Here is an 18,301-nt window from a genome sequence, read left to right on the forward strand (position 1 = left end):
AGTGTTTGATATTTGTCAAACACTTTTTCTTTTTACTGTTCTTCTGTTACAAACTGGCTGAGCAGTCCGTTGATAAAACGGGCAGATTTTTGATCTGAGAAGTCCTTTGCAAGCTCGATAGCTTCATTAACAGCAACCAGCTGTGGAGTGTCAAATGAAGTGATTTCAAAGACTCCCAAGCGAAGGAGGTTTCTCTCCACGAGTGTCAAACGCTCGATGGTCCAACCTGTTTTTAAATGCTGAGTGATTTGCTTGTCTAGTTCTTCCTTTTTAGCCTGAACACCAGAAACGAGGTCTGTCAAAAAGGCTGGAAGTTGTACATCCGTATCTTCACGATCATGAGTATAGGCGAAACGACAAGCAGTTTCGACATCCGTACCGAATTCAAGGCTCATGAGAGCTTGAAAAGCGCATTTACGGAGTTGGCGTCTAGATTCTAATAGTGGACTAGTCATTGAGGAAGTCCTCGTCAAATAGATCTTTCAATTCTGGTTTTGGTGTTTTATCTGGAACGATACCTGCAACGTGAATATTGATAGCAGCGAGTTCTACATCAGCCATATTGCGGACCGCATCTTTAACAGCTTTCTGGATAGCAACAGCTACCTTAGGAACTTTTACTCCGTACTCAAGGTAGAGATAGATATCTGCTGTGAGTTCTTCGTCCACGTTTTTAAGATAAACACCACGGCCAAGAGAAAGTTTTGAAAGGGTGTCGGATACTGATTTGTTTGAAAAAGAGTGAACACCCTCTACCTTCGCAGTAGCGATAGCAATGATTTTTTCAAGTACACGTGGGGCGATAACGATTTCGCCAAGTTGTTCTTCAATTCCCATAGAATGACCTCTTTCTAGAGATTAGGCACGAGAAACGTAAGTTCCTTCTGCAGTGTTGATAACGAGTTTTTGTCCTGCTTCGATGAAGTCTGGAACGTTTACGACAAGTCCAGTTTCCATCGTTGCTGGTTTACCAGAACCTGTAACAGTAGCACCTTTGATAGATGGTTGAGTTTCTGCAACTGTCAATTCAACAGTAGTAGGAACGGTAACACCAATCACTTCAGTTCCGTAGAATTGGATCTTCACATCAGAGTTTTCAAGGATGTAAAGCAATTCGTTTTCAACATTGACTACAGGGATTTCGTACTGGTCGTAAGTTTCTGTGTTCATGAAGTAGGCTGTGTCATCCATTTTGTACAAGTATTGAGCTGGGACAGTCTCGATGATAGCTTGTTCAAATTTTTCCTCTGGACGGTAGCTTGTGTCAAATGTAGAACCAGTACGGACATCACGCAATTTCATACGCATGATCGTGTTTCCTTTACCTGGTTTGTGGTGGCTAGCTTCCAAAACGCGGATCAATTTTCCGTCTGCAGTTTCAAATGTCATACCAGCTTTCAATTTGCTTGCTTCAATCATGTTTTTACCTCTTTAATAAAATAATTTACTCTTTATTGTACCATAAAAGACAACATTACTCAAATGTCAAAAGGAGCTTAATTAGTTGACTGGTACGATATTTCCATCTTCGTCTTTGGTAACGAGGACGTATTTTCCGTCGACTTCGATGTAAAAATTCTTGCTGGCAGTTTGCCCAGTGTTTTGAGCAGGTGCTTGATTTTGAACTTGTTGGCTTAGTTGACCACCGAGAGTTTGGCCAAGATTCATGCCCATAAACATGTTCATCCCATTGCCATTCCCTTCATTGGCAGCTGCAGCAATGAGCGCTTCGTTGCGAGCACGGCGTTCTTCAATTTCAATCGTGTTGTACTTCATTGCCACGAGCTCACTATCAAGCTTACGAACGATATCAAGACTTTCTTGGTCGTAGCTGAGGTCTTCAAGCAAGATGTTAGTTGCTTCAATTCCGTAGAGACCTGTCCAAACCTTGTTGACCTCTTGTTTAGCGAGTTCGTTAAAGGTGTCTTGGTTGGCATTAAGGCTATAGATATCAACCTTATTTTCGTTGGTGTATTTGGCAATGGCGATTGCGATTTTCGGTGCGATATTTTGACGGAGTGTTCCTTGAGCTACATCTTGGAGAGTGAATGGCTGTCCGTCAGTAATTTGACGGCTAACAGAACTCACGTAGAAGAGGACTGGATCTGCTATTTTTACATCAAACAAGCCGTAGAAACGGATATTGAGTAGTTGTTGGTAACGTTCGCTGAAGTATTCGACCGCATTTTGTGTGCCGAACTTATTACCTGCAATAGGTTGCATGCGGATAAAGATGATTTCCTGTTGGGTGATGACTTGTCCACCGAAAGAGAAACGGTTTTTAAAGTTTTCCCAAGTGCCTTTTATACCACCTTTTTCAAGGAGCCAGGCGTTATCACCAGCTTGCCATTCGTGGCTACCAGATTCAAGGACCTCACCAAGGAAGGTACCATTGTTTACCAAAACAGCAGTATAACCTTGAGGAACGATAACCACACTGCCATCTGACAAGAGGCCTGTGTTTTGATTGCTGTGACGAGAACGTCCATCTGGATCTTTTGTAAGCAATTGCCCCTTGATGGCCAAGGCATCGCCAGAGACATTGTCTGGAAGGACAATGGCTTCCTTGAATTTACTATCATTAAAACTATTTAAGCCTGCTGATAAGGCTGCACGTATAAATCCCATAATTCCTCCTAATTATAAAGCTCGTCTTCATCCACAACATCATAGGTATCCAGTACCCATTGGTTTGGACTGCGAGAGAGATTGGCACCACAGTAGTCGCACTCGCTAACCGCAGAGATTTTCAATGGGGCGCCACAGTTTGGACAGTGGTCGCTCACAACTTGGTCTGGATTGACTGCTTGCGTTTGGCTACCGTGTTGACGGATAAAGTTCAATTGATACACGGTGAAGAGATCTTTTTTAGGATCTCCTTCAAGGACACGGCGAGTCTCATCGTCAATGACATAGTCCCGCAAGGTAGACGATAGGATTACGACTAAGGTATCGTTTCCGTCAGGATTTTCAATGAACTCCTTGATGCGAACATTTTCGATACAAACTTTCTCTAAAACATTGGTTGTCTTAGCTCGGATGTGATCTTCTAATTGCGTGCTGTGCTGTGAATAGAGACTAGTACTTTCTAGCGCACGGACTGAATTCCAATTTTTCTCAGTCCAGGCAACCTGCAATTTAAGGTAGACTTCCTTAACCCAAGAAATGAAGGTATTAGCGTCAAAGTTTGGATCCCCATATTTTACACGACTAATGGCCAAAGTGTTATGTTCAATTCGTCGGTGGATTGGTTGATAGTTGGTATTACTGTGGCTTGTGCTTGAATTATTTGCTTTATTTTTTAAGGATTCAACGATAACCACTAAAACAATGGCACCCACAAATATTACCATAAATCCTAGATAGGGTGAGCTATCAGAACTACTAGAGGATGACCCGTATCCAGAGCGGTAGTAGTGATAAGATGAGCCACCAGAGCGACTTCCTCCTCCACTTGAACGACTACTACTTCTGGAGCTACTGCGACTGCTGCTACCACTTCTGGAATGTCCGACACCCGCATCAACGATTTGAGGCATGACAAGAAAAACAAGTAATAAACAGGTCATTAAAAGAGTGTAAAACTTTTTCATGTGTCTCCTAACTATATGATTGAAAAGGTAGTTTCTCTCTTGCTGAGTAGACTATTGGGTGACTAGTAGCGAATTACTCACTGTCTTTCAACTTAGCCAATTCCTGGGCAAGTAGTTTAAGAGCAACTTGTGGGTTGGCTTGGCCTTTGGTTGCCTTCATAAGGAATCCTGTGAAGGCCTTGTCTGCGTTCCGTTTGCCTGACTTGAAGTCGGCAACAGCAGCTTCGTTATCAGCAAAGACTTGGTGGATAATTGGAATCAAGATAGCTGGATCTGAGATTTGAACCAAGCCTGCTTTTTCCACGTATTCACGCGCGCCACCGTCATTTTTAGCCAGGTGGACAAAGACTTTCTTGGTAGTAGCTGAGGTCTTTAAGAAGGATATTGGTTGCTTCAATCCCGTAGAGACCTGTCCAAACCTTGTTGACCTCTTGTTTAGCGAGTTCGTTAAAGGTGTCTTGATTGTCATTGAGGCTATTGAAAAGGTAGAATTCTGAATTCGAATGATTATTAAACTATTTAATAACCTTTAAAAATCATCTAAGATATACTAGGCGTTATTTACTAGCATTTAGCTTCTTTATGGAATGGCGTTCGATGAGCCATCCCACAATCCATCCTATTGCTAGCAAGTAATTTTCAAAAGCACCGATAGCATTTACAGGAGAGTGATACTCCATATAATTGAGTAAGTGATTTGTTCCTATTCCAATTCCGCCAATAATGAGAGCAAGAAGTGCGATTCGTAGATAGAACCAATCGTATTTAATATTGACAGCGAGAATAATAATCAATACAGCTAAATTCCATATTCCAATTTCTCGTTGCCAACCAGCAGATATTCCGTACCCGGAGTGGCTTCCCATGTACGATGGAAAGAAAATTTGTAGTATAGAAGCACCTAACATAGCGATGATGACTAAGACAAATAGCAATCGTAAAAATTTGTTCATTTATTCTCCTTGTCTCATTCTCGTCTTAAAAGTAGAAAAAAGTGTATAAAGAGTAAATTACTCACTTTCTTTCAACTTCGCCAATTCTTGTGCAAGCAGTTTAAGGGCAACTTGTGGGTTGGCTTGTCCTTTGGTTGCCTTCATAAGGAATCCTGTGAAGGCCTTGTCTGCGTTGCGTTTGCCTGACTTGAAGTCGGCAACGGCAGCTTCGTTATCCGCAAAGACTTGGTGGATGATTGGAATCAGAACATCTGGATCTGAGATTTGCACCAAGCCTGCTTTTTCCACGTATTCACGCGCGCCACCGCCATTTTTAGCTAGGTGGACAAAGACTTTCTTGGCAATCTTAGAAGAAATCGTACCATCTTCGATGATGGCAATCATTTCTACCAAGTTTTCTGGTGTTAATTCGATTTGTTCCAGTGTTTTGCCTTCAGCGTTCAAGAACTGAGCAACTTCACCTTGGAGCCAGTTAGAGACTTGTTTGGCATCGCCACCGAGGGCAACTGCCTTTTCAAAGAAGTCAGAAGTGACCTTGTTTGCCGTCAACTGGCTAGCATCATAGTCTGACAAGCCAAGGTCAGAGACGTAGCGAGCACGGCGTTCTTTTGGAAACTCTGGCAATTCTGTTCGCATTTCCTCAATCCACTCATCTGAGATTTCAAAGAGGGGTAGGTCTGGTTCTGGGAAGTAGCGGTAGTCAGCAGCGCCTTCCTTAACACGCATGAGGATAGTTGCCTTGTTGGCTTCATCGTAACGGCGTGTTTCTTGGCGAATTTGACCACCTGAGCGAAGGATTTCAGCTTGACGTTGGACTTCGTATTCAAGCCCCTTACGGACGTTAGAGAAGGAGTTGAGGTTTTTCAACTCAGTCTTGGTACCGAATTTCTCTTGACCATAAGGACGAAGAGAAATGTTGGCATCCACACGCATAGAACCTTCTTCCATCTTAACGTCAGAAATGCCAGCATACTGGATAACTTCCTTGAGGGCAGTCAGATAAGCATAGGCTTCTTCTGGGGAACGCATGTCCGCTTCAGATACAATCTCAATCAATGGCACCCCTTGGCGGTTGAGGTCAACATAAGAGTAGCCATCTGTACCGTGGGTGTTTTTACCAGCGTCTTCTTCCAAGTGGGCGCGTTCGATACCGATTTTCTTGGTCGTACCGTCTTCTAGCTCCACTTCAATCCAGCCGTTGTAGCCGATTGGCTCATCAAACTGAGAAATTTGGTAGGCTTTTGGATTATCAGGATAGAAGTAGTTCTTGCGGTCAAAGTGCATCTTTTGGTGGATGTCCATGTTGAGGGCAAGAGCTGCCTTGATACCGGCATCGACAACACCTTTATTGAGAACTGGCAGAACACCTGGGAAAGACCAGTCAATCACGTTGGTGTTGGCATTTTGGTCATTTCCAAAGTGGGCAGAAGTAGGTGAGAAGATTTTTGAATTGGTGTTGAGCTCTACGTGGACTTCAAGTCCAATGACGGTTTCAAAGTTCATTAGTTGTCACCTCCAAAAATCACGGGTTGTTGTTTGTGGTAGTCTGTTGTCGCTTCAAAAGCAGCAGCAACTTGGTAAATGGTTTCCTCAGAGTATTTAGGACTGATCAATTGGAGACCGACTGGTAGACCTTGAGCAAATCCAGCAGGGATAGAAATTCCTGGAAGACCAGCTAAGTTGACTGGGATTGTCAAGAGGTCAGCCAAGTACATGGCAACGGGGTCATGGTTGAGGGAGTCCAAATCATAGGCAACGCTTGGAGCAGTTGGTCCCAAAATCAAGTCGTAATCCGCAAAGACGTTTTCGAAATCTTGAATGATAAGGGTACGGACTTGACCAGCTTTCTTGTAATAGGCATCGTAGTAACCTGATGAAAGACTGAATGTTCCAAGCATGATACGGCGTTTCACTTCTTCACCGAAACCTTGGCTACGGCTGTTTACATAGATTTCATCAAGGTTGCTTGCATCTTCTGCGCGGTAGCCGTAACGAATACCGTCAAAGCGTTGCAAGTTTGATGAGGCTTCTGATGAAGCGATAATATAGTAAACGGCAACACCGTATTTAGAATGAGGAAGGCTGACTTCTTCGACAATAGCACCAAGTTTTTCAAAGTGTTTGGCTGCATTCAGGATGGTTTCTTTAACCTCTGGGTCAATCCCTTCACCAAGGTATTCCTTAGGCAAAGCAATTTTCATGCCCTTGATGTCATGCCCGATTTTTGAAGTAAAGTCAGCAATGCGGACAGGAGCAGAAGTAGAGTCTTTAGCATCTTCTCTGGCAATAGCGTTGAGCAAGAGGGCATTTTCCTTAACAGTCGGAGCAAAAGGTCCAATCTGGTCTAATGAGCTACCGAAGGCAATGAGACCGAAACGAGAAACTGTTCCGTAGGTTGGCTTGAGACCAACGATCCCGTTGAAGGCAGCTGGTTGGCGGATAGACCCACCAGTATCAGAACCAAGTGACAAGCGGACTTGTCCTGAGGCTACGGCTGCGGCAGAACCACTTGATGATCCACCAGGAACCTTGCTGTGGTCCCAAGCATTTTTAGTGGCACCGTAGTAAGAAGTTTCACCTGAACCACCCATGGCAAATTCGTCCATGTTAGTTTTCCCGACAACAATCATACCTTTAGCTTTGGCATTAGCAACGGCTGTTGCATCAAAGATAGGCTCATAGTTGTAGAGCATTTTTGAGGCAGCGGTTGTGAGGATACCGTCTGTAGAGATATTATCCTTAACAGCCAATGGAATTCCTGAAAGGACATTATCCACGTCAATTCCAGCTTCATCAATGGCTTTGGCTTGAGCAAGAGCCTGCTCCTCAGCGATGGTGACAAAAGCGTTGATAGCTGTTTCTCGAGATTTAATATCTTCAAGTGTTGCTTGTGTCAATTCAGTTGCTGAAATTTCCTTAGAGACAAGGAGGTTGTGCAAGTCTTCAATCGTTTTGTTATTAAAAGTCATTAGGCATCTCCTCCATCATCTAGGATAGCTGGTACCTTGATATAGTAGTTTTCTTTTTCAGGTACGTTTTTAAACAAGCGGTCACGGTCTGTTCCTTCTTCGGCCACATCAGGGCGGAGTACGGTCTTGCGGTCAGCCATGGTTGTAGTAGGTGCGACACCAGTTGTGTCGACTTCGCCCAGCAATTCAACCATGTCTACAATTTTAGACAAGGTTGTCGCAAAGGCAGCAGTTTCTTCTTCAGAGAATTTTAATTTTGAAAGATTGGCAACGTGTGTTACCTCTTCTTGCGTAATTTTCATCTTGCATCCTTTCGTGAAATGATGATTTTTAGTCTGTTCTATTTTACCATATTTTCCTATAAATAAGGGAGCCAAACTGAAAAGAAATAGAAATTGAAAAATCGCTTTTAATTCGCTATAATGGTTAAACTAGAGAATAGAAAAAATAAGAGTTAGGATAGAAATATGTTCCATCAATTTATCACCAAATCTCAGACGGTTCCTCCTCCCATTTCGCTCTTTTGGTATGGGATTATGATACTTACTTTAGTGCTTTGTATTTATGGAGCACTTGCTTATCACAAAAATCCGAAATTTGTCCGCTTGTTTAAGGGGATTCAGATTCTCCAGTTACTTGCCCTATATAGTTGGTATGTTGGTTTTGGGATTCCATTTTCTAACAGCCTTCCATTTTACCATTGCCGTTTGGCTATGTTTGCGGTGGTTTACTTGCCCGATAAATGGCGGAGCAAGCAATATTTTGCCCTCTTAGGAGCAAGTGGAGCGGTCTTTGCTTTGGTTTACCCTGTTTTTGACCCCTATGATTTTCCCCATATCACCAGTTTTTCATTTTTGATTGGGCACTATGCCCTTCTAGTGAATTCCTTGGTTTACTTGATGAATCACTATGACAAGACCTTGCTTAAGAAGTATATGATTGTAGCCTATACCTTTATCCTCAACCTCTTTCTAGTTGGGGTAAATCAGGTGACGGGTGGAAATTATGGTTTGTTAAACAAGACACCTTTTATTCCAGATGCGCCCTTGTGGTTAAAATATCTCCTTGTGTCCGTCATCCTCTCACTGGCTCTGGTTCTTTTTGATATCTTGTTTAAGAAACGGTGGAAAAAGAGAACTCAGGCGCAATCTGTGCTATAGCTTGCCTTTTCGTCAGACGAGCAATTGAAAAACTCCCCAAAATCCGCTATAATGGAGAGTTGAAAGGAATGGTAAAATCCAATGTAAACATCATTCTTAGCTACTGAAACAACTAAAAATAGAAAATCAAAGAAAGAGAACTTATGACTATTCAAGAAGAAATTAAGAAACGTCGTACTTTTGCTATCATCTCCCACCCGGACGCCGGGAAAACAACCATCACTGAGCAGTTGCTCTACTTTGGGGGTGAGATTCGTGAGGCTGGTACTGTAAAAGGGAAGAAAACAGGGACTTTTGCCAAATCTGACTGGATGGATATTGAGAAACAACGTGGGATTTCGGTCACGTCATCTGTTATGCAGTTTGACTATGATGGCAAGCGCGTGAATATCCTCGACACACCAGGGCATGAGGACTTCTCAGAAGATACCTATCGTACCTTGATGGCGGTGGATGCTGCGGTCATGGTCGTGGACTCTGCCAAGGGTATCGAGGCCCAAACCAAAAAATTGTTTGAGGTTGTCAAACACCGTGGCATTCCAGTCTTTACCTTTATGAACAAGCTGGACCGTGACGGTCGTGAGCCACTGGACCTCTTGCAAGAACTAGAAGAAGTCCTTGGCATTGCGAGTTATCCAATGAACTGGCCAATCGGGATGGGGAAAGCCTTCGAAGGCTTGTATGACCTCTATAACCAACGCTTGGAACTCTATAAAGGAGATGAGCGTTTTGCCAGTCTGGAAGAAGGGGATAAGCTCTTTGGAAGCAATCCTTTCTACGCTCAGGTTAAGGACGATATCGAACTGTTGCAAGAAGCAGGAAATGAATTTTCAGAAGAAGCTATTCTTGCAGGAGAACTGACTCCGGTCTTCTTCGGTTCAGCTCTGACTAACTTTGGGGTTCAGACCTTCCTTGAGACCTTCCTTAAGTTTGCTCCAGAACCGCATGGACACAAGAAAACAGACGGGGAAATTGTGGATCCTTATGACAAGGATTTCTCAGGATTCGTTTTTAAAATCCAAGCCAACATGGACCCTCGTCACCGTGACCGTATCGCCTTTGTCCGTATCGTATCGGGGGAATTTGAGCGCGGTATGAGTGTCAATCTGCCTCGTACTGGGAAGACTGCCAAACTTTCTAATGTTACCCAGTTTATGGCGGAAAGTCGTGAGAATGTGACCAATGCTGTTGCAGGAGACATCATCGGGGTTTATGATACTGGTACTTATCAGGTTGGAGACACCTTGACGGTTGGAAAAAACAAGTTTGAGTTTGAACCACTGCCAACCTTTACACCTGAGATTTTCATGAAAGTTTCTGCTAAGAACGTTATGAAACAAAAATCCTTCCACAAGGGTATCGAACAATTGGTGCAAGAGGGAGCCATTCAGCTTTACAAGAATTACCAAACTGGTGAGTACATGCTAGGAGCTGTCGGACAACTCCAGTTTGAAGTCTTTAAGCACCGCATGGAAGGCGAATACAATGCGGAAGTAGTCATGAGCCCGATGGGTAAAAAGACCGTTCGTTGGATCAAGCCTGAGGACTTGGACGAGCGCATGTCCTCAAGCCGCAATATCTTGGCCAAGGACCGTTTCGACCAGCCAGTCTTCCTTTTTGAAAATGACTTTGCCCTCCGCTGGTTTGCGGATAAGTATCCAGATGTTGAACTAGAAGAGAAAATGTAAAAAATAATTACATTACGCAGTAAAATAATTCTTCATGTTTTGACTGTTAGCCTCATGGTAAATTGATATTTTGGTTTATATTATAAGGTTAGAACGTTTGAAGAAAAAGTTTCAGAGTATGAAAGTGAGAAAATAAGTGAGTGACTTAAATAATTTTAGGATAAGTTCATTTTCAATTAATGGTTTGTTCGGAACATTTAATCATAGTGTTTTTTTAAAAGATGATGGAATTACTATTATTATTGGGAAAAATGGAATTGGAAAAACATACTTTTTGAATGCCATTGATAATTTTTTTAGCCTTAAGTGGGAGTTTTTTATAGATTTAGAATTTGATTCAATTGAGTTTGTATTAAATGACGGCTCTCGATGGACTGTTAACAAAGTAGAACGAGACGATAAATTATTATTTGAAATCAACGAAAGCGGAAAAAAAGAAGAATCCTTTGAATTTGATTTAACTATCTTGGAGAATATTTCAAAACGTTCTTATTATTCTCCATCAGATATCAATCAAAAGGCTATTGAAATATCTAAAATTGTGCCTACAATAAATAAGATAAGTTATAATAGATTTTTAGATGGGGAAACTGGTCTCCAGTATTCAAGAACTGAACTAATTGAAGAATTTGGGAATCAGCTTGTTCAGAGAAGAGTTTATTCTCCTATTGAGAAAGAGAAAATAACAGGTAAAATAGCTAAAATAATTGATGCTAATAAAACAGAATTTGTTGAAACACAACGTATTTATAATATTGAAGATGGGGAACTAGCTACTCGAGAAAATATAACATACTATGCTAAAGAATTGGTTCGGATGATAAACGAAACAGAAAAAGAATACAATGAAGTATCAGTGAAGTTGGATTCGAATTTTGTTTTTGATTTAGTTAATTATTCCCAAAATAATCCAGTTGATGAACATAGTATACTTAATCGCTATAACGAATTGATTAAAAAAACTCAAATTTTATCAAGGATGGGATTATTATCTTCTGAGGAGAATCGAAAAGCGATAACTATTGAGCAGGCAAAAGAGTCAGCAAATGCTATTGATTTATACATTAGAAATACAGAAGAGAAATTAAAAAAATATGACAAATTGAAGAATAATGTTAGTTTATTCAAAAAGATCATTAATGAAAGATTTGAACATAAAGAATTGTACATTGATAGAGATAAAGGATTTTTAGTCAAATCAACATCGGTAGAGAAAAGAAATATTCCATTACATAAACTGTCTTCGGGAGAAAAAAATGAGTTCAATTTATTTTTTAAACTAATATTTTTGACAGACAAAGACTCAATTATTTTAATTGATGAACCGGAAATTTCATTGCATGTTGAGTGGCAAAATGCCTTTATACAGGATTTGCAGGGGATTATAGAAAAAAATAACTTTAGAGTGATTATAGCAACACATTCACCAGATATTATTGATGACAACTGGGCACTTACTAATGATTTAAGTGGTGTTTTGGAGAGTTCGAATGAATAGTATGATTAATGGAATGAATTCAATAAGGTATCAAAATCGTTATAGAATGTCTGAAAAAAATAATCGATTTCAGGTTTATGTTGAAAGCGAGACAGATGTTATGGCGTATAAAACATTTTTTTCTAGAAAACATGAAAATATGAAATTTTTTCCAGTAAATGGGTGGGAAGAAGTGGTCAAAATGGTAACTAATTCTGATCTTGACGTAGTTGAACAACGGATGACTATTGGAATAATAGATGCGGATTTAACTCATATTACTGGAGAGAACAGAACAAACTGTAATAGGGTCTTTTTGACAGATTATCATGATGTGGAAACTCTTTTTCTATCTTTGTTTAATATACAATCTTTTATCGATTCTGGTGAAATAAGAGAAGCGGAAAATCCTCTTGATAAAGCAAAAGAAATAAGTTTTGAAATTGGTTTATATCGTTATGTAAATAATAAAGACGGAGATGATAAATTTAAACTGAGGTTCAGTGGTCAAAATGGAAAAAAGAAATTACCATACTTCAAAAAGTCGTTTTATAAAAAAATAGATTCGATAAAAAAAGAGATTATTGATCTTCAGTATGATTTAAGTCCGGATTTTGTATCTAATAGAAAAAACTATGTTAAACTTTTAGAAGAAGAGATTTGCAGTATAAACAGAGAGGAATTAGAAGATTATCAAATTATTAATGGACATGATTTTTTACCAATTTTTATGAAACTATTTAATGATTCTGCAAAAGCGTATAATTTTGGAGAGGGTAAAGAAAGAGAGTTTTGGAATTTTATACTTCTAGTGGTTGATTCATATGACTTTCAACAGACTATCTTATATAAAGATATTTCAAACTATATCACAGAGAGTGTAGATTAAGTATCTCTATTGTACTGACCCTAAAAAGTTAGACAATTAAAAAAGAGGCAGGACAGAAACTACTTCTAGATATCAAAAAACGAGCATTTCCGTAAATGGAGATGCTCGTTTTCCCATGTCATTATTTTTTCAGCTTAACTGTACTCAAGAATGAAATTGCTGTGTGGTTTTATTTTTAAGATAGTTTTTCGTTAGCCAATTTCTTGTAGGCTGGTGTTAACAAAATTCCCTAAACTCCGCCCCAATGTGGGACGGAGTTTAGGAGGGCTTTTAGGTCGCTAATTGGTAAACAGCTTCAGCATAGATATCCATTTTTTATTCTATAAAATTTTATAGATGGTAGAAAAAATGAATTTTTCTGAGATAAAGAGCTGGTTGAAACAAAAAAATCCCTTAGACTAGGAAGATTGCTCTAGTCTAAGGGAATGGAACAGTTGGTACAAGAAGGAGCCATCCAGCTTTATAAGGATTACCAAACTGGTGAGTACATGCTAGGGGCTGTCGGACAACTCCAGTTTGAAGTCTTTAAGCACCGCATGTAAAGCGAATACAATGCGGAAGTAGTCATGAGCCCGATGGGTAAAAAGACCGTTCGTTGGATCAAGCCTGAGGACTTGGATGAACGGATGTCCTCAAGCCGCAATATCTTGGCCAAAGACCGTTTTGACCAACCAGTCTTCCTCTTTGAAAATGACTTTGCCCTTCGCTGGTTTGCGGATAAGTATCCAGATGTTGAGTTGGAAGAGAAGATGTAAATCGCCAAAGTTACTTGATTGTGTAACAATCTAAGTAACTAACGCCAAGTTTCTATGGAACTTGGCTAGGCGCTCCACTAGTAAAGTTTTACGAATATTATCGATTCGTAAAACTTTACGTCGTAACAGTCCGATGGTAAGGTTATTCTAACTGACTTGCTAACTACGTTTGGCAAATAGAATCGATTTGCCAAACTCCGTGTCGTAGTGTAAAGTGACAGAAATCGCTATAGCGGATTGCATAAATCCTCTAGTATTACAATCAACCAAATTGAATACATAATAGATAGAGTACACAATATAGTTTGAATCATAAGATAAGATAATTTAATTATAGATTTTAATAGAAAAAGCAACGGAATAATCTCTCCGTTGCTTTTTGTTAGATTTTATATTTTCGGTAAAAATCGACCTTAACCTGGATAAAGGTTTCGGCTTCGCGTAGTAGCTGCAGGAGGGTGGCGCGGGTCTCAAACTCCTCACGTGTTTTAGGGAGACTCCGATTGCGGAAGACTTGCAGATAACGTTTGATGTCATCAAGTAGGTCATGAGCAGGATTGGTCTGACTTAGCTGGGCAGCAATCTTCGAAAAGAGCTGGGCCAAAATCAAACTCTCACTTGCGGCCAGATGACAGGTATTGATCTGCTGGGCCATATTTCGCAGGATGCGACTTTGTCTCTGTCTCATCTCAAAGTAGTGGATGTGGTAGTCCGTTTGGTGAAAGAGGTGGTCCGAGTGATCCAAATAAACCAGCTTGAGGGCTTCTTCAAGAAGCTCATCCAATTCGTCAACGAGTTGGGCTTGATTGCGCCCGTCTCCTCTTGACAGATAGTATTTAAAGCGAAGCAGGATGTCTTTTAACTTTTCTTCGACCTGAAGGTGGTAGCTTTGAATGGCTTTCTCACGAGAGGGCATATAAAGGTTGACCAATAGAGCAAAGCTTGTCCCGATGAGAAAGAGGAGTACTTCATTAAGCAAGAGCTCTGGGGAAGTAGACTCCTGTACCAAGAGATGACCGACCAAGACACTGCTAGGGGTGATGCCGATTTCCCAACCCATTTTATAGGCTAGAGGCACATAGAGAGCCAGATAGAGGCCTAGGCTCCATATGTGAAAGCCCGTAAGCTGAAAGGCTAGAACGCCGATAGCGAGCGCTAGGAGCATGGAGAAGAGGCGGTTACGTGCTAATTTCAGTGTGCTTCGGCGCGTGTCAGAAAGGCTTAAGAGGGCGATAATACCAGCTGAAACAGCTGAAGATAAATCCAAAAAATAAGCGAGAAAACAAGCGAGACAGGTCGCCAAGATCAGTTTTGTCGTACGTTGGGTGATAGACATGAGAATTTCCTAAACTAATAGAATCGAGTGTTTAACGAGGAATCAGGTACTAGGGCCGAGGTTTTCGGTTTGTAGCATACTCGGCAACCGCTGTAAAGAGAACATCTGTAGAAGAGTTTAGAGCTGTTTCGCAAGAGTCTTGTACGACACCAATCACAAAACCGACTCCGACAACTTGCATAGCCAAGTCGTTGGAAATCCCAAAGAGGCTACAAGCGACAGGAATGAGGAGAAGCGATCCCCCAGCAATTCCAGATGCCCCGCAGGCAGAAATGGCAGCTACTACACTGAGCACAAATGCTGTCCCAAAGTCTACCGAGATTCCGAGTGTATTGACAGCAGCCAGGGTCAGGACATTTATGGTAACGGCAGCGCCAGCCATATTGATGGTCGACCCAAGCGGGATGGAAACAGAGTAGGTGTCAGGATTCAGTCCCAGGTCTTGGCAAAGTTTCATATTGACCGGGATATTGGCAGCAGAGCTACGAGTGAAAAAGGCTGTAATACCACTGACACGTAGACATTTCAAAACAAGGGGATAGGGATTTTTCCTCATAAAAAGAAAGGCGATGAGTGGGTTGACGATGAGAGCAACAAAAGCCATGGTGGCGATCAAAAGTCCTAGGAGGACACCGTAGTTAGCCAGACTGGCAATGCCCTTGTCAGAGATGGTCTTAAACACCAAGCCTAAAATCCCAAAGGGAGCTAGATTGATAATCCATTCCACAATTTTAGAGGTGACATCTGCCATGGTTCTCAGTAATTCTTTACTGTGTTTACTCGCCTCTCTCATAGCTAAGCCAAAGATGACTGCCCAGGAGAGAATCCCGATATAGTTGGCTTCAACAATAGCATTCAAGGGATTGTCCACCAGTTTAAGCAAGAGGTTGCTGAGGACTTGACCGATACCGTCAGGAGCAGCAACTTCTGTATTTGCACTGGTCAGGGTGATTTGCACAGGCAGTAAGAAACTAGCTAGAACGGCTACCAATGCAGCAGCAAAGGTTCCGAGCAAGTATAGGAAAATAACTGTCTTCATATTGGTGTTTTGTCCCTTTTGGTGTTGAGAAAGGGCATTGGCAACAAGGGCAAAAACTAAAATAGGAGCGATGGCTTTCAGTCCGCCTACAAAGAGGTCTCCAAGCAGACCAATTCCTGTAAAGTTTGGAAAGAGCATCCCCAATGTCGCTCCCAAAATCATTCCAATAAGGATTCGTTTGATGAGGCTTGCCTTGGTCCAGGCTCTAATGATTCGTTTCATAGCAGTCTCCTTCAAAATGTATTGTTTATAATTATAGTATAAATATGCTATAGAGGCAAGTGATATTTTGAAAATAGGGCCGATAATTGAATAATTATGAAAGAAAAGAGAAGGGCGATTTTATGGTATAATAGGGAAAAGGAGTTTTATATGCAAGATTTTTTTCAACGCTATTTTGATAAACTTGATTTAACAACCATGTTAGAGAATCTCTTGACCAAGGTGATTTCTCTTTTGATTTTGTTTTTACTATTTTATATAGCTAAAAAGATGCTTCACGCAACTGTACGAAAGATTGTCAAGCCCTCACTTAAATTTTCAAATCGGGATGCAGGCAGACAAAAGACCATTTCTCGTTTGCTGGAGAATGTCTTTAACTACATTCTTTATTTCTTTTTAATCTACTGCATCCTGTCTATTTTGGGCTTGCCGGTTTCCAGCCTCCTTGCTGGGGCAGGGATTGCTGGGGTAGCCATTGGTATGGGGGCGCAAGGCTTTCTATCCGATGTCATTAATGGCTTCTTCATCCTTTTTGAACGCCAGCTTGATGTGGGTGATGAAGTGGTCCTCACAAATGGACCGATTACCGTCTCTGGGAAGGTCGTTAGCGTAGGAATCCGTACAACACAACTGCGAGGTGATGATCAAGCTCTTCACTTTGTTCCTAACCGCAATATTACCGTTGTTAGTAATTTATCCCGTACTGAATAGTCCGACTATTTTAGCAGATTTGTGGTACAATAGAAGGAGTTTGGTAAAGGAGAGAGTATGCTATTTGTAGAGAAAAAACTAGGTCACGATCGTACTTGGATAGACCTTGATGTGGACAAGATTAAAAATATGGAAGATCTTTCTGACATCTATGGATTGGACAAGGAAACCATCGAGTATGCTCTGGATAGAAATGAACGAGCCCACATGGATTATAACCGTGAAACGGAGACGGTAACCTTTATTTATAATGTTCTTGACTTAGAAAAAGACAAAGAATATTATGAAGCGATTCCGATGACCTTTATCGTTGAAAAACAACGGCTAATCACAATTAGCAATCACAAGAATACTTATGTGATTAAACGCATGGCAACCTACCTTGAAAGCCATGAAATTATTTCAATCTACAAATTTCTTTTTGCCAGTTTAGAGATTATTAGCAATGCTTACTATCCAGTGATTGAAGAGATGGATAAAAGTAAGGATGAAATCAGTGCACTTCTTCGTCAAAAAACAACTAAAAAGAATCTTTTTGCCCTCTCTGACTTGGAAACTGGTATGGTTTACCTGACAGCAGCTGCCAAACAAAATCGTCTCCTCTTGGAACACATTCAAGGGCATGCTCTTTATCGCAATCTTAATGAGGTAGAAAGAGAGCAGTTTGACGATGCTATGATTGAAGCCCATCAGTTGGTTTCAATGACAGATTTGATATCTCAAGTTTTGCAACAACTTTCAGCCTCTTACAACAACATCCTAAATAATAATCTAAATGATAATTTGACAACTTTGACAATTATCTCAGTCTTGCTAGCTATCCTTGCGGTTATTACAGGATTCTTCGGAATGAATGTTCCCTTACCGTTTACAGATGAACCAAATGCTTGGATTTATATTTTGATAGCTAGTCTCATTTTATGGGCAGTCTTAGCTCAATGTTTAAAGAAAATTGCTAGAAATTAAAAAAAGGAGCCAGAATGGCGATTGAAAACTATATGCCAGATTTTGCTGTGGAAGCAGTCTATGATCTGACAGTCCCAAGCCTGCAGGCGCAGGGAATCAAGGCTGTTTTGGTCGACTTGGACAATACCCTCATTGCTTGGAACAACCCTGATGGGACACCAGAGATGAAGCAATGGCTACATGATCTCCGTGACGCAGGTATCCGCATCATCGTAGTCTCAAATAACACCAAAAAACGGGTTCAACGTGCAGTTGAGAAATTTGGGATTGATTACGTTTATTGGGCCTTGAAGCCTTTCACATTTGGGATTGACCGTGCTATGAAGGAATTTCACTACGAGAAAAATGAAGTGGTCATGGTCGGCGACCAACTCATGACGGATATTCGCGCAGCCCATCGTGCGGGTATTCGCTCAATCTTGGTCAAGCCCTTGGTCCAACATGACTCGATTAAAACGCAGATTAACCGAGCTCGCGAGCGCCGTGTCATGCGAAAAATCACTGAAAAGTACGGACCGATTACATATAAAAAAGGAATTTAAC

General features: G+C 41.0%; 18 protein-coding genes and 3 pseudogenes. 8 read left to right on the plus strand and 13 right to left on the minus strand.

Going from position 1 to position 18,301, the window contains the following annotated elements; all coding sequences use genetic code 11:
* Nucleotides 1-32: 32 nt before the first annotated feature.
* From nusB to gatC, 11 genes and pseudogenes are all read right to left on the minus strand, one after another.
* Complete coding sequence (nusB, locus tag ATE37_RS05830; RefSeq protein WP_084868342.1) at nt 33-455, minus strand: transcription antitermination factor NusB; 423 nt, start codon at nt 453-455, stop codon at nt 33-35.
* Complete coding sequence (locus tag ATE37_RS05835) at nt 448-837, minus strand: Asp23/Gls24 family envelope stress response protein (RefSeq protein WP_000510584.1); 390 nt, start codon at nt 835-837, stop codon at nt 448-450. The genes nusB and ATE37_RS05835 overlap by 8 nt, the downstream gene beginning before the upstream one ends.
* Before the next feature lie 21 nt (nt 838-858).
* Nucleotides 859-1,419 carry an elongation factor P gene (gene efp, locus ATE37_RS05840; RefSeq protein WP_000568640.1) on the minus strand — a complete coding sequence of 187 codons (561 nt, stop codon included), beginning with the start codon at nt 1,417-1,419 and terminating at the stop codon, nt 859-861.
* 81 nt (nt 1,420-1,500) lie between these two features.
* Nucleotides 1,501-2,628, minus strand: a complete 1,128-nt coding sequence (locus ATE37_RS05845) for an SPFH domain-containing protein (protein ID WP_049519385.1) — start codon at nt 2,626-2,628, stop codon at nt 1,501-1,503.
* A gap of 8 nt (nt 2,629-2,636) precedes the next feature.
* On the minus strand, nt 2,637-3,593 hold the full coding sequence (locus ATE37_RS05850; protein ID WP_084868343.1) for a zinc-ribbon domain-containing transport protein: 957 nt from the start codon (nt 3,591-3,593) through the stop codon (nt 2,637-2,639).
* A 73-nt stretch (nt 3,594-3,666) separates the two neighbouring features.
* Nucleotides 3,667-3,963, minus strand: a pseudogene (locus tag ATE37_RS05855) (glutamyl-tRNA amidotransferase); the annotation flags it as partial.
* Nucleotides 3,938-4,069 (minus strand): annotated as a pseudogene (locus ATE37_RS10880) (SPFH domain-containing protein); the annotation flags it as partial. The pseudogenes ATE37_RS05855 and ATE37_RS10880, both read right to left, overlap by 26 nt.
* An 81-nt stretch (nt 4,070-4,150) precedes the next feature.
* Nucleotides 4,151-4,546, minus strand: coding sequence for a hypothetical protein (locus tag ATE37_RS05860; RefSeq protein WP_001032000.1), 396 nt, complete (start codon nt 4,544-4,546; stop codon nt 4,151-4,153).
* 57 nt (nt 4,547-4,603) lie between these two features.
* On the minus strand, nt 4,604-6,049 hold the full coding sequence (gene gatB / locus ATE37_RS05865) for an Asp-tRNA(Asn)/Glu-tRNA(Gln) amidotransferase subunit GatB (RefSeq protein WP_084868345.1): 1,446 nt from the start codon (nt 6,047-6,049) through the stop codon (nt 4,604-4,606).
* Nucleotides 6,049-7,515 (minus strand): Asp-tRNA(Asn)/Glu-tRNA(Gln) amidotransferase subunit GatA, encoded by a 1,467-nt coding sequence (gene gatA, locus ATE37_RS05870; RefSeq protein ID WP_084868346.1) that lies wholly within the window; start codon nt 7,513-7,515, stop codon nt 6,049-6,051. The genes gatB and gatA overlap by 1 nt, the downstream gene beginning before the upstream one ends.
* On the minus strand, nt 7,515-7,817 hold the full coding sequence (gene gatC, locus ATE37_RS05875; RefSeq protein ID WP_000705412.1) for an Asp-tRNA(Asn)/Glu-tRNA(Gln) amidotransferase subunit GatC: 303 nt from the start codon (nt 7,815-7,817) through the stop codon (nt 7,515-7,517). The genes gatA and gatC overlap by 1 nt, the downstream gene beginning before the upstream one ends.
* A gap of 165 nt (nt 7,818-7,982) precedes the next feature.
* Between gatC and ATE37_RS05880 the strand changes: the two genes are divergently transcribed.
* From ATE37_RS05880 to ATE37_RS05900, 5 genes and pseudogenes are all read left to right on the plus strand, one after another.
* A complete protein-coding gene (locus tag ATE37_RS05880) occupies nt 7,983-8,675 on the plus strand; it encodes a YwaF family protein (protein WP_084868347.1) in 693 nt (230 codons plus the stop codon).
* A 143-nt stretch (nt 8,676-8,818) separates the two neighbouring features.
* The gene (locus ATE37_RS05885) at nt 8,819-10,363 is read left to right on the plus strand and encodes a peptide chain release factor 3 (RefSeq protein ID WP_000155105.1); all 1,545 of its coding nucleotides are present in this window, start codon (nt 8,819-8,821) and stop codon (nt 10,361-10,363) included.
* Between the two features lie 136 nt (nt 10,364-10,499).
* The gene (locus ATE37_RS05890; RefSeq protein WP_084868348.1) at nt 10,500-11,861 is read left to right on the plus strand and encodes an AAA family ATPase; all 1,362 of its coding nucleotides are present in this window, start codon (nt 10,500-10,502) and stop codon (nt 11,859-11,861) included.
* Nucleotides 11,854-12,729, plus strand: coding sequence for a DUF4435 domain-containing protein (locus ATE37_RS05895; protein ID WP_084868349.1), 876 nt, complete (start codon nt 11,854-11,856; stop codon nt 12,727-12,729). Before ATE37_RS05890 ends, ATE37_RS05895 begins: the two co-directional genes overlap by 8 nt.
* A gap of 419 nt (nt 12,730-13,148) precedes the next feature.
* Nucleotides 13,149-13,484: pseudogene (locus ATE37_RS05900) on the plus strand (peptide chain release factor 3); the annotation flags it as partial.
* A gap of 382 nt (nt 13,485-13,866) precedes the next feature.
* Here the strand turns inward: ATE37_RS05900 and ATE37_RS05905 are convergent.
* Nucleotides 13,867-14,820, minus strand: a complete 954-nt coding sequence (locus tag ATE37_RS05905; protein ID WP_084868350.1) for an aromatic acid exporter family protein — start codon at nt 14,818-14,820, stop codon at nt 13,867-13,869.
* A 49-nt stretch (nt 14,821-14,869) separates the two neighbouring features.
* Nucleotides 14,870-16,081 (minus strand): serine/threonine transporter SstT, encoded by a 1,212-nt coding sequence (gene sstT / locus ATE37_RS05910; protein ID WP_084868351.1) that lies wholly within the window; start codon nt 16,079-16,081, stop codon nt 14,870-14,872.
* A 150-nt stretch (nt 16,082-16,231) separates the two neighbouring features.
* Between sstT and ATE37_RS05915 the strand changes: the two genes are divergently transcribed.
* From ATE37_RS05915 to ATE37_RS05925, 3 genes are read left to right on the plus strand one after another with little or no spacing between them, the layout of a single operon-like run.
* Nucleotides 16,232-16,792 carry a mechanosensitive ion channel family protein gene (locus ATE37_RS05915; RefSeq protein WP_007517840.1) on the plus strand — a complete coding sequence of 187 codons (561 nt, stop codon included), beginning with the start codon at nt 16,232-16,234 and terminating at the stop codon, nt 16,790-16,792.
* A 57-nt stretch (nt 16,793-16,849) separates the two neighbouring features.
* Complete coding sequence (locus ATE37_RS05920) at nt 16,850-17,758, plus strand: magnesium transporter CorA family protein (protein ID WP_000899718.1); 909 nt, start codon at nt 16,850-16,852, stop codon at nt 17,756-17,758.
* Nucleotides 17,759-17,772: 14 nt separating this feature from the next.
* On the plus strand, nt 17,773-18,300 hold the full coding sequence (locus ATE37_RS05925) for a YqeG family HAD IIIA-type phosphatase (protein WP_000963744.1): 528 nt from the start codon (nt 17,773-17,775) through the stop codon (nt 18,298-18,300).
* The last annotated feature ends 1 nt before the right edge of the window (nt 18,301 follow it).

Origin of the sequence: Streptococcus oralis subsp. tigurinus (assembly GCF_002093575.1) — a bacterium.
Lineage (GTDB): Bacteria > Bacillota > Bacilli > Lactobacillales > Streptococcaceae > Streptococcus > Streptococcus oralis_CH.

Excerpts from the sequence above, each read along its gene's own strand:
- ATE37_RS05850 (WP_084868343.1), bottom strand. The coding sequence starts at position 3,593 with ATGAAAAAGTTTTACACTCTTTTAATGACCTGTTTATTACTTGTTTTT.
- ATE37_RS05835 (WP_000510584.1), bottom strand. The coding sequence starts at position 837 with ATGGGAATTGAAGAACAACTTGGCGAAATCGTTATCGCCCCACGTGTA.
- ATE37_RS05895 (WP_084868349.1), top strand. The coding sequence starts at position 11,854 with ATGAATAGTATGATTAATGGAATGAATTCAATAAGGTATCAAAATCGT.
- ATE37_RS05860 (WP_001032000.1), bottom strand. The coding sequence starts at position 4,546 with ATGAACAAATTTTTACGATTGCTATTTGTCTTAGTCATCATCGCTATG.
- ATE37_RS05880 (WP_084868347.1), top strand. The coding sequence starts at position 7,983 with ATGTTCCATCAATTTATCACCAAATCTCAGACGGTTCCTCCTCCCATT.
- ATE37_RS05845 (WP_049519385.1), bottom strand. The coding sequence starts at position 2,628 with ATGGGATTTATACGTGCAGCCTTATCAGCAGGCTTAAATAGTTTTAAT.
- gatB (WP_084868345.1), bottom strand. The coding sequence starts at position 6,049 with ATGAACTTTGAAACCGTCATTGGACTTGAAGTCCACGTAGAGCTCAAC.
- ATE37_RS05915 (WP_007517840.1), top strand. The coding sequence starts at position 16,232 with ATGCAAGATTTTTTTCAACGCTATTTTGATAAACTTGATTTAACAACC.
- sstT (WP_084868351.1), bottom strand. The coding sequence starts at position 16,081 with ATGAAACGAATCATTAGAGCCTGGACCAAGGCAAGCCTCATCAAACGA.
- ATE37_RS05905 (WP_084868350.1), bottom strand. The coding sequence starts at position 14,820 with ATGTCTATCACCCAACGTACGACAAAACTGATCTTGGCGACCTGTCTC.
- gatC (WP_000705412.1), bottom strand. The coding sequence starts at position 7,817 with ATGAAAATTACGCAAGAAGAGGTAACACACGTTGCCAATCTTTCAAAA.
- efp (WP_000568640.1), bottom strand. The coding sequence starts at position 1,419 with ATGATTGAAGCAAGCAAATTGAAAGCTGGTATGACATTTGAAACTGCA.
- ATE37_RS05885 (WP_000155105.1), top strand. The coding sequence starts at position 8,819 with ATGACTATTCAAGAAGAAATTAAGAAACGTCGTACTTTTGCTATCATC.
- nusB (WP_084868342.1), bottom strand. The coding sequence starts at position 455 with ATGACTAGTCCACTATTAGAATCTAGACGCCAACTCCGTAAATGCGCT.
- ATE37_RS05920 (WP_000899718.1), top strand. The coding sequence starts at position 16,850 with ATGCTATTTGTAGAGAAAAAACTAGGTCACGATCGTACTTGGATAGAC.
- gatA (WP_084868346.1), bottom strand. The coding sequence starts at position 7,515 with ATGACTTTTAATAACAAAACGATTGAAGACTTGCACAACCTCCTTGTC.
- ATE37_RS05925 (WP_000963744.1), top strand. The coding sequence starts at position 17,773 with ATGGCGATTGAAAACTATATGCCAGATTTTGCTGTGGAAGCAGTCTAT.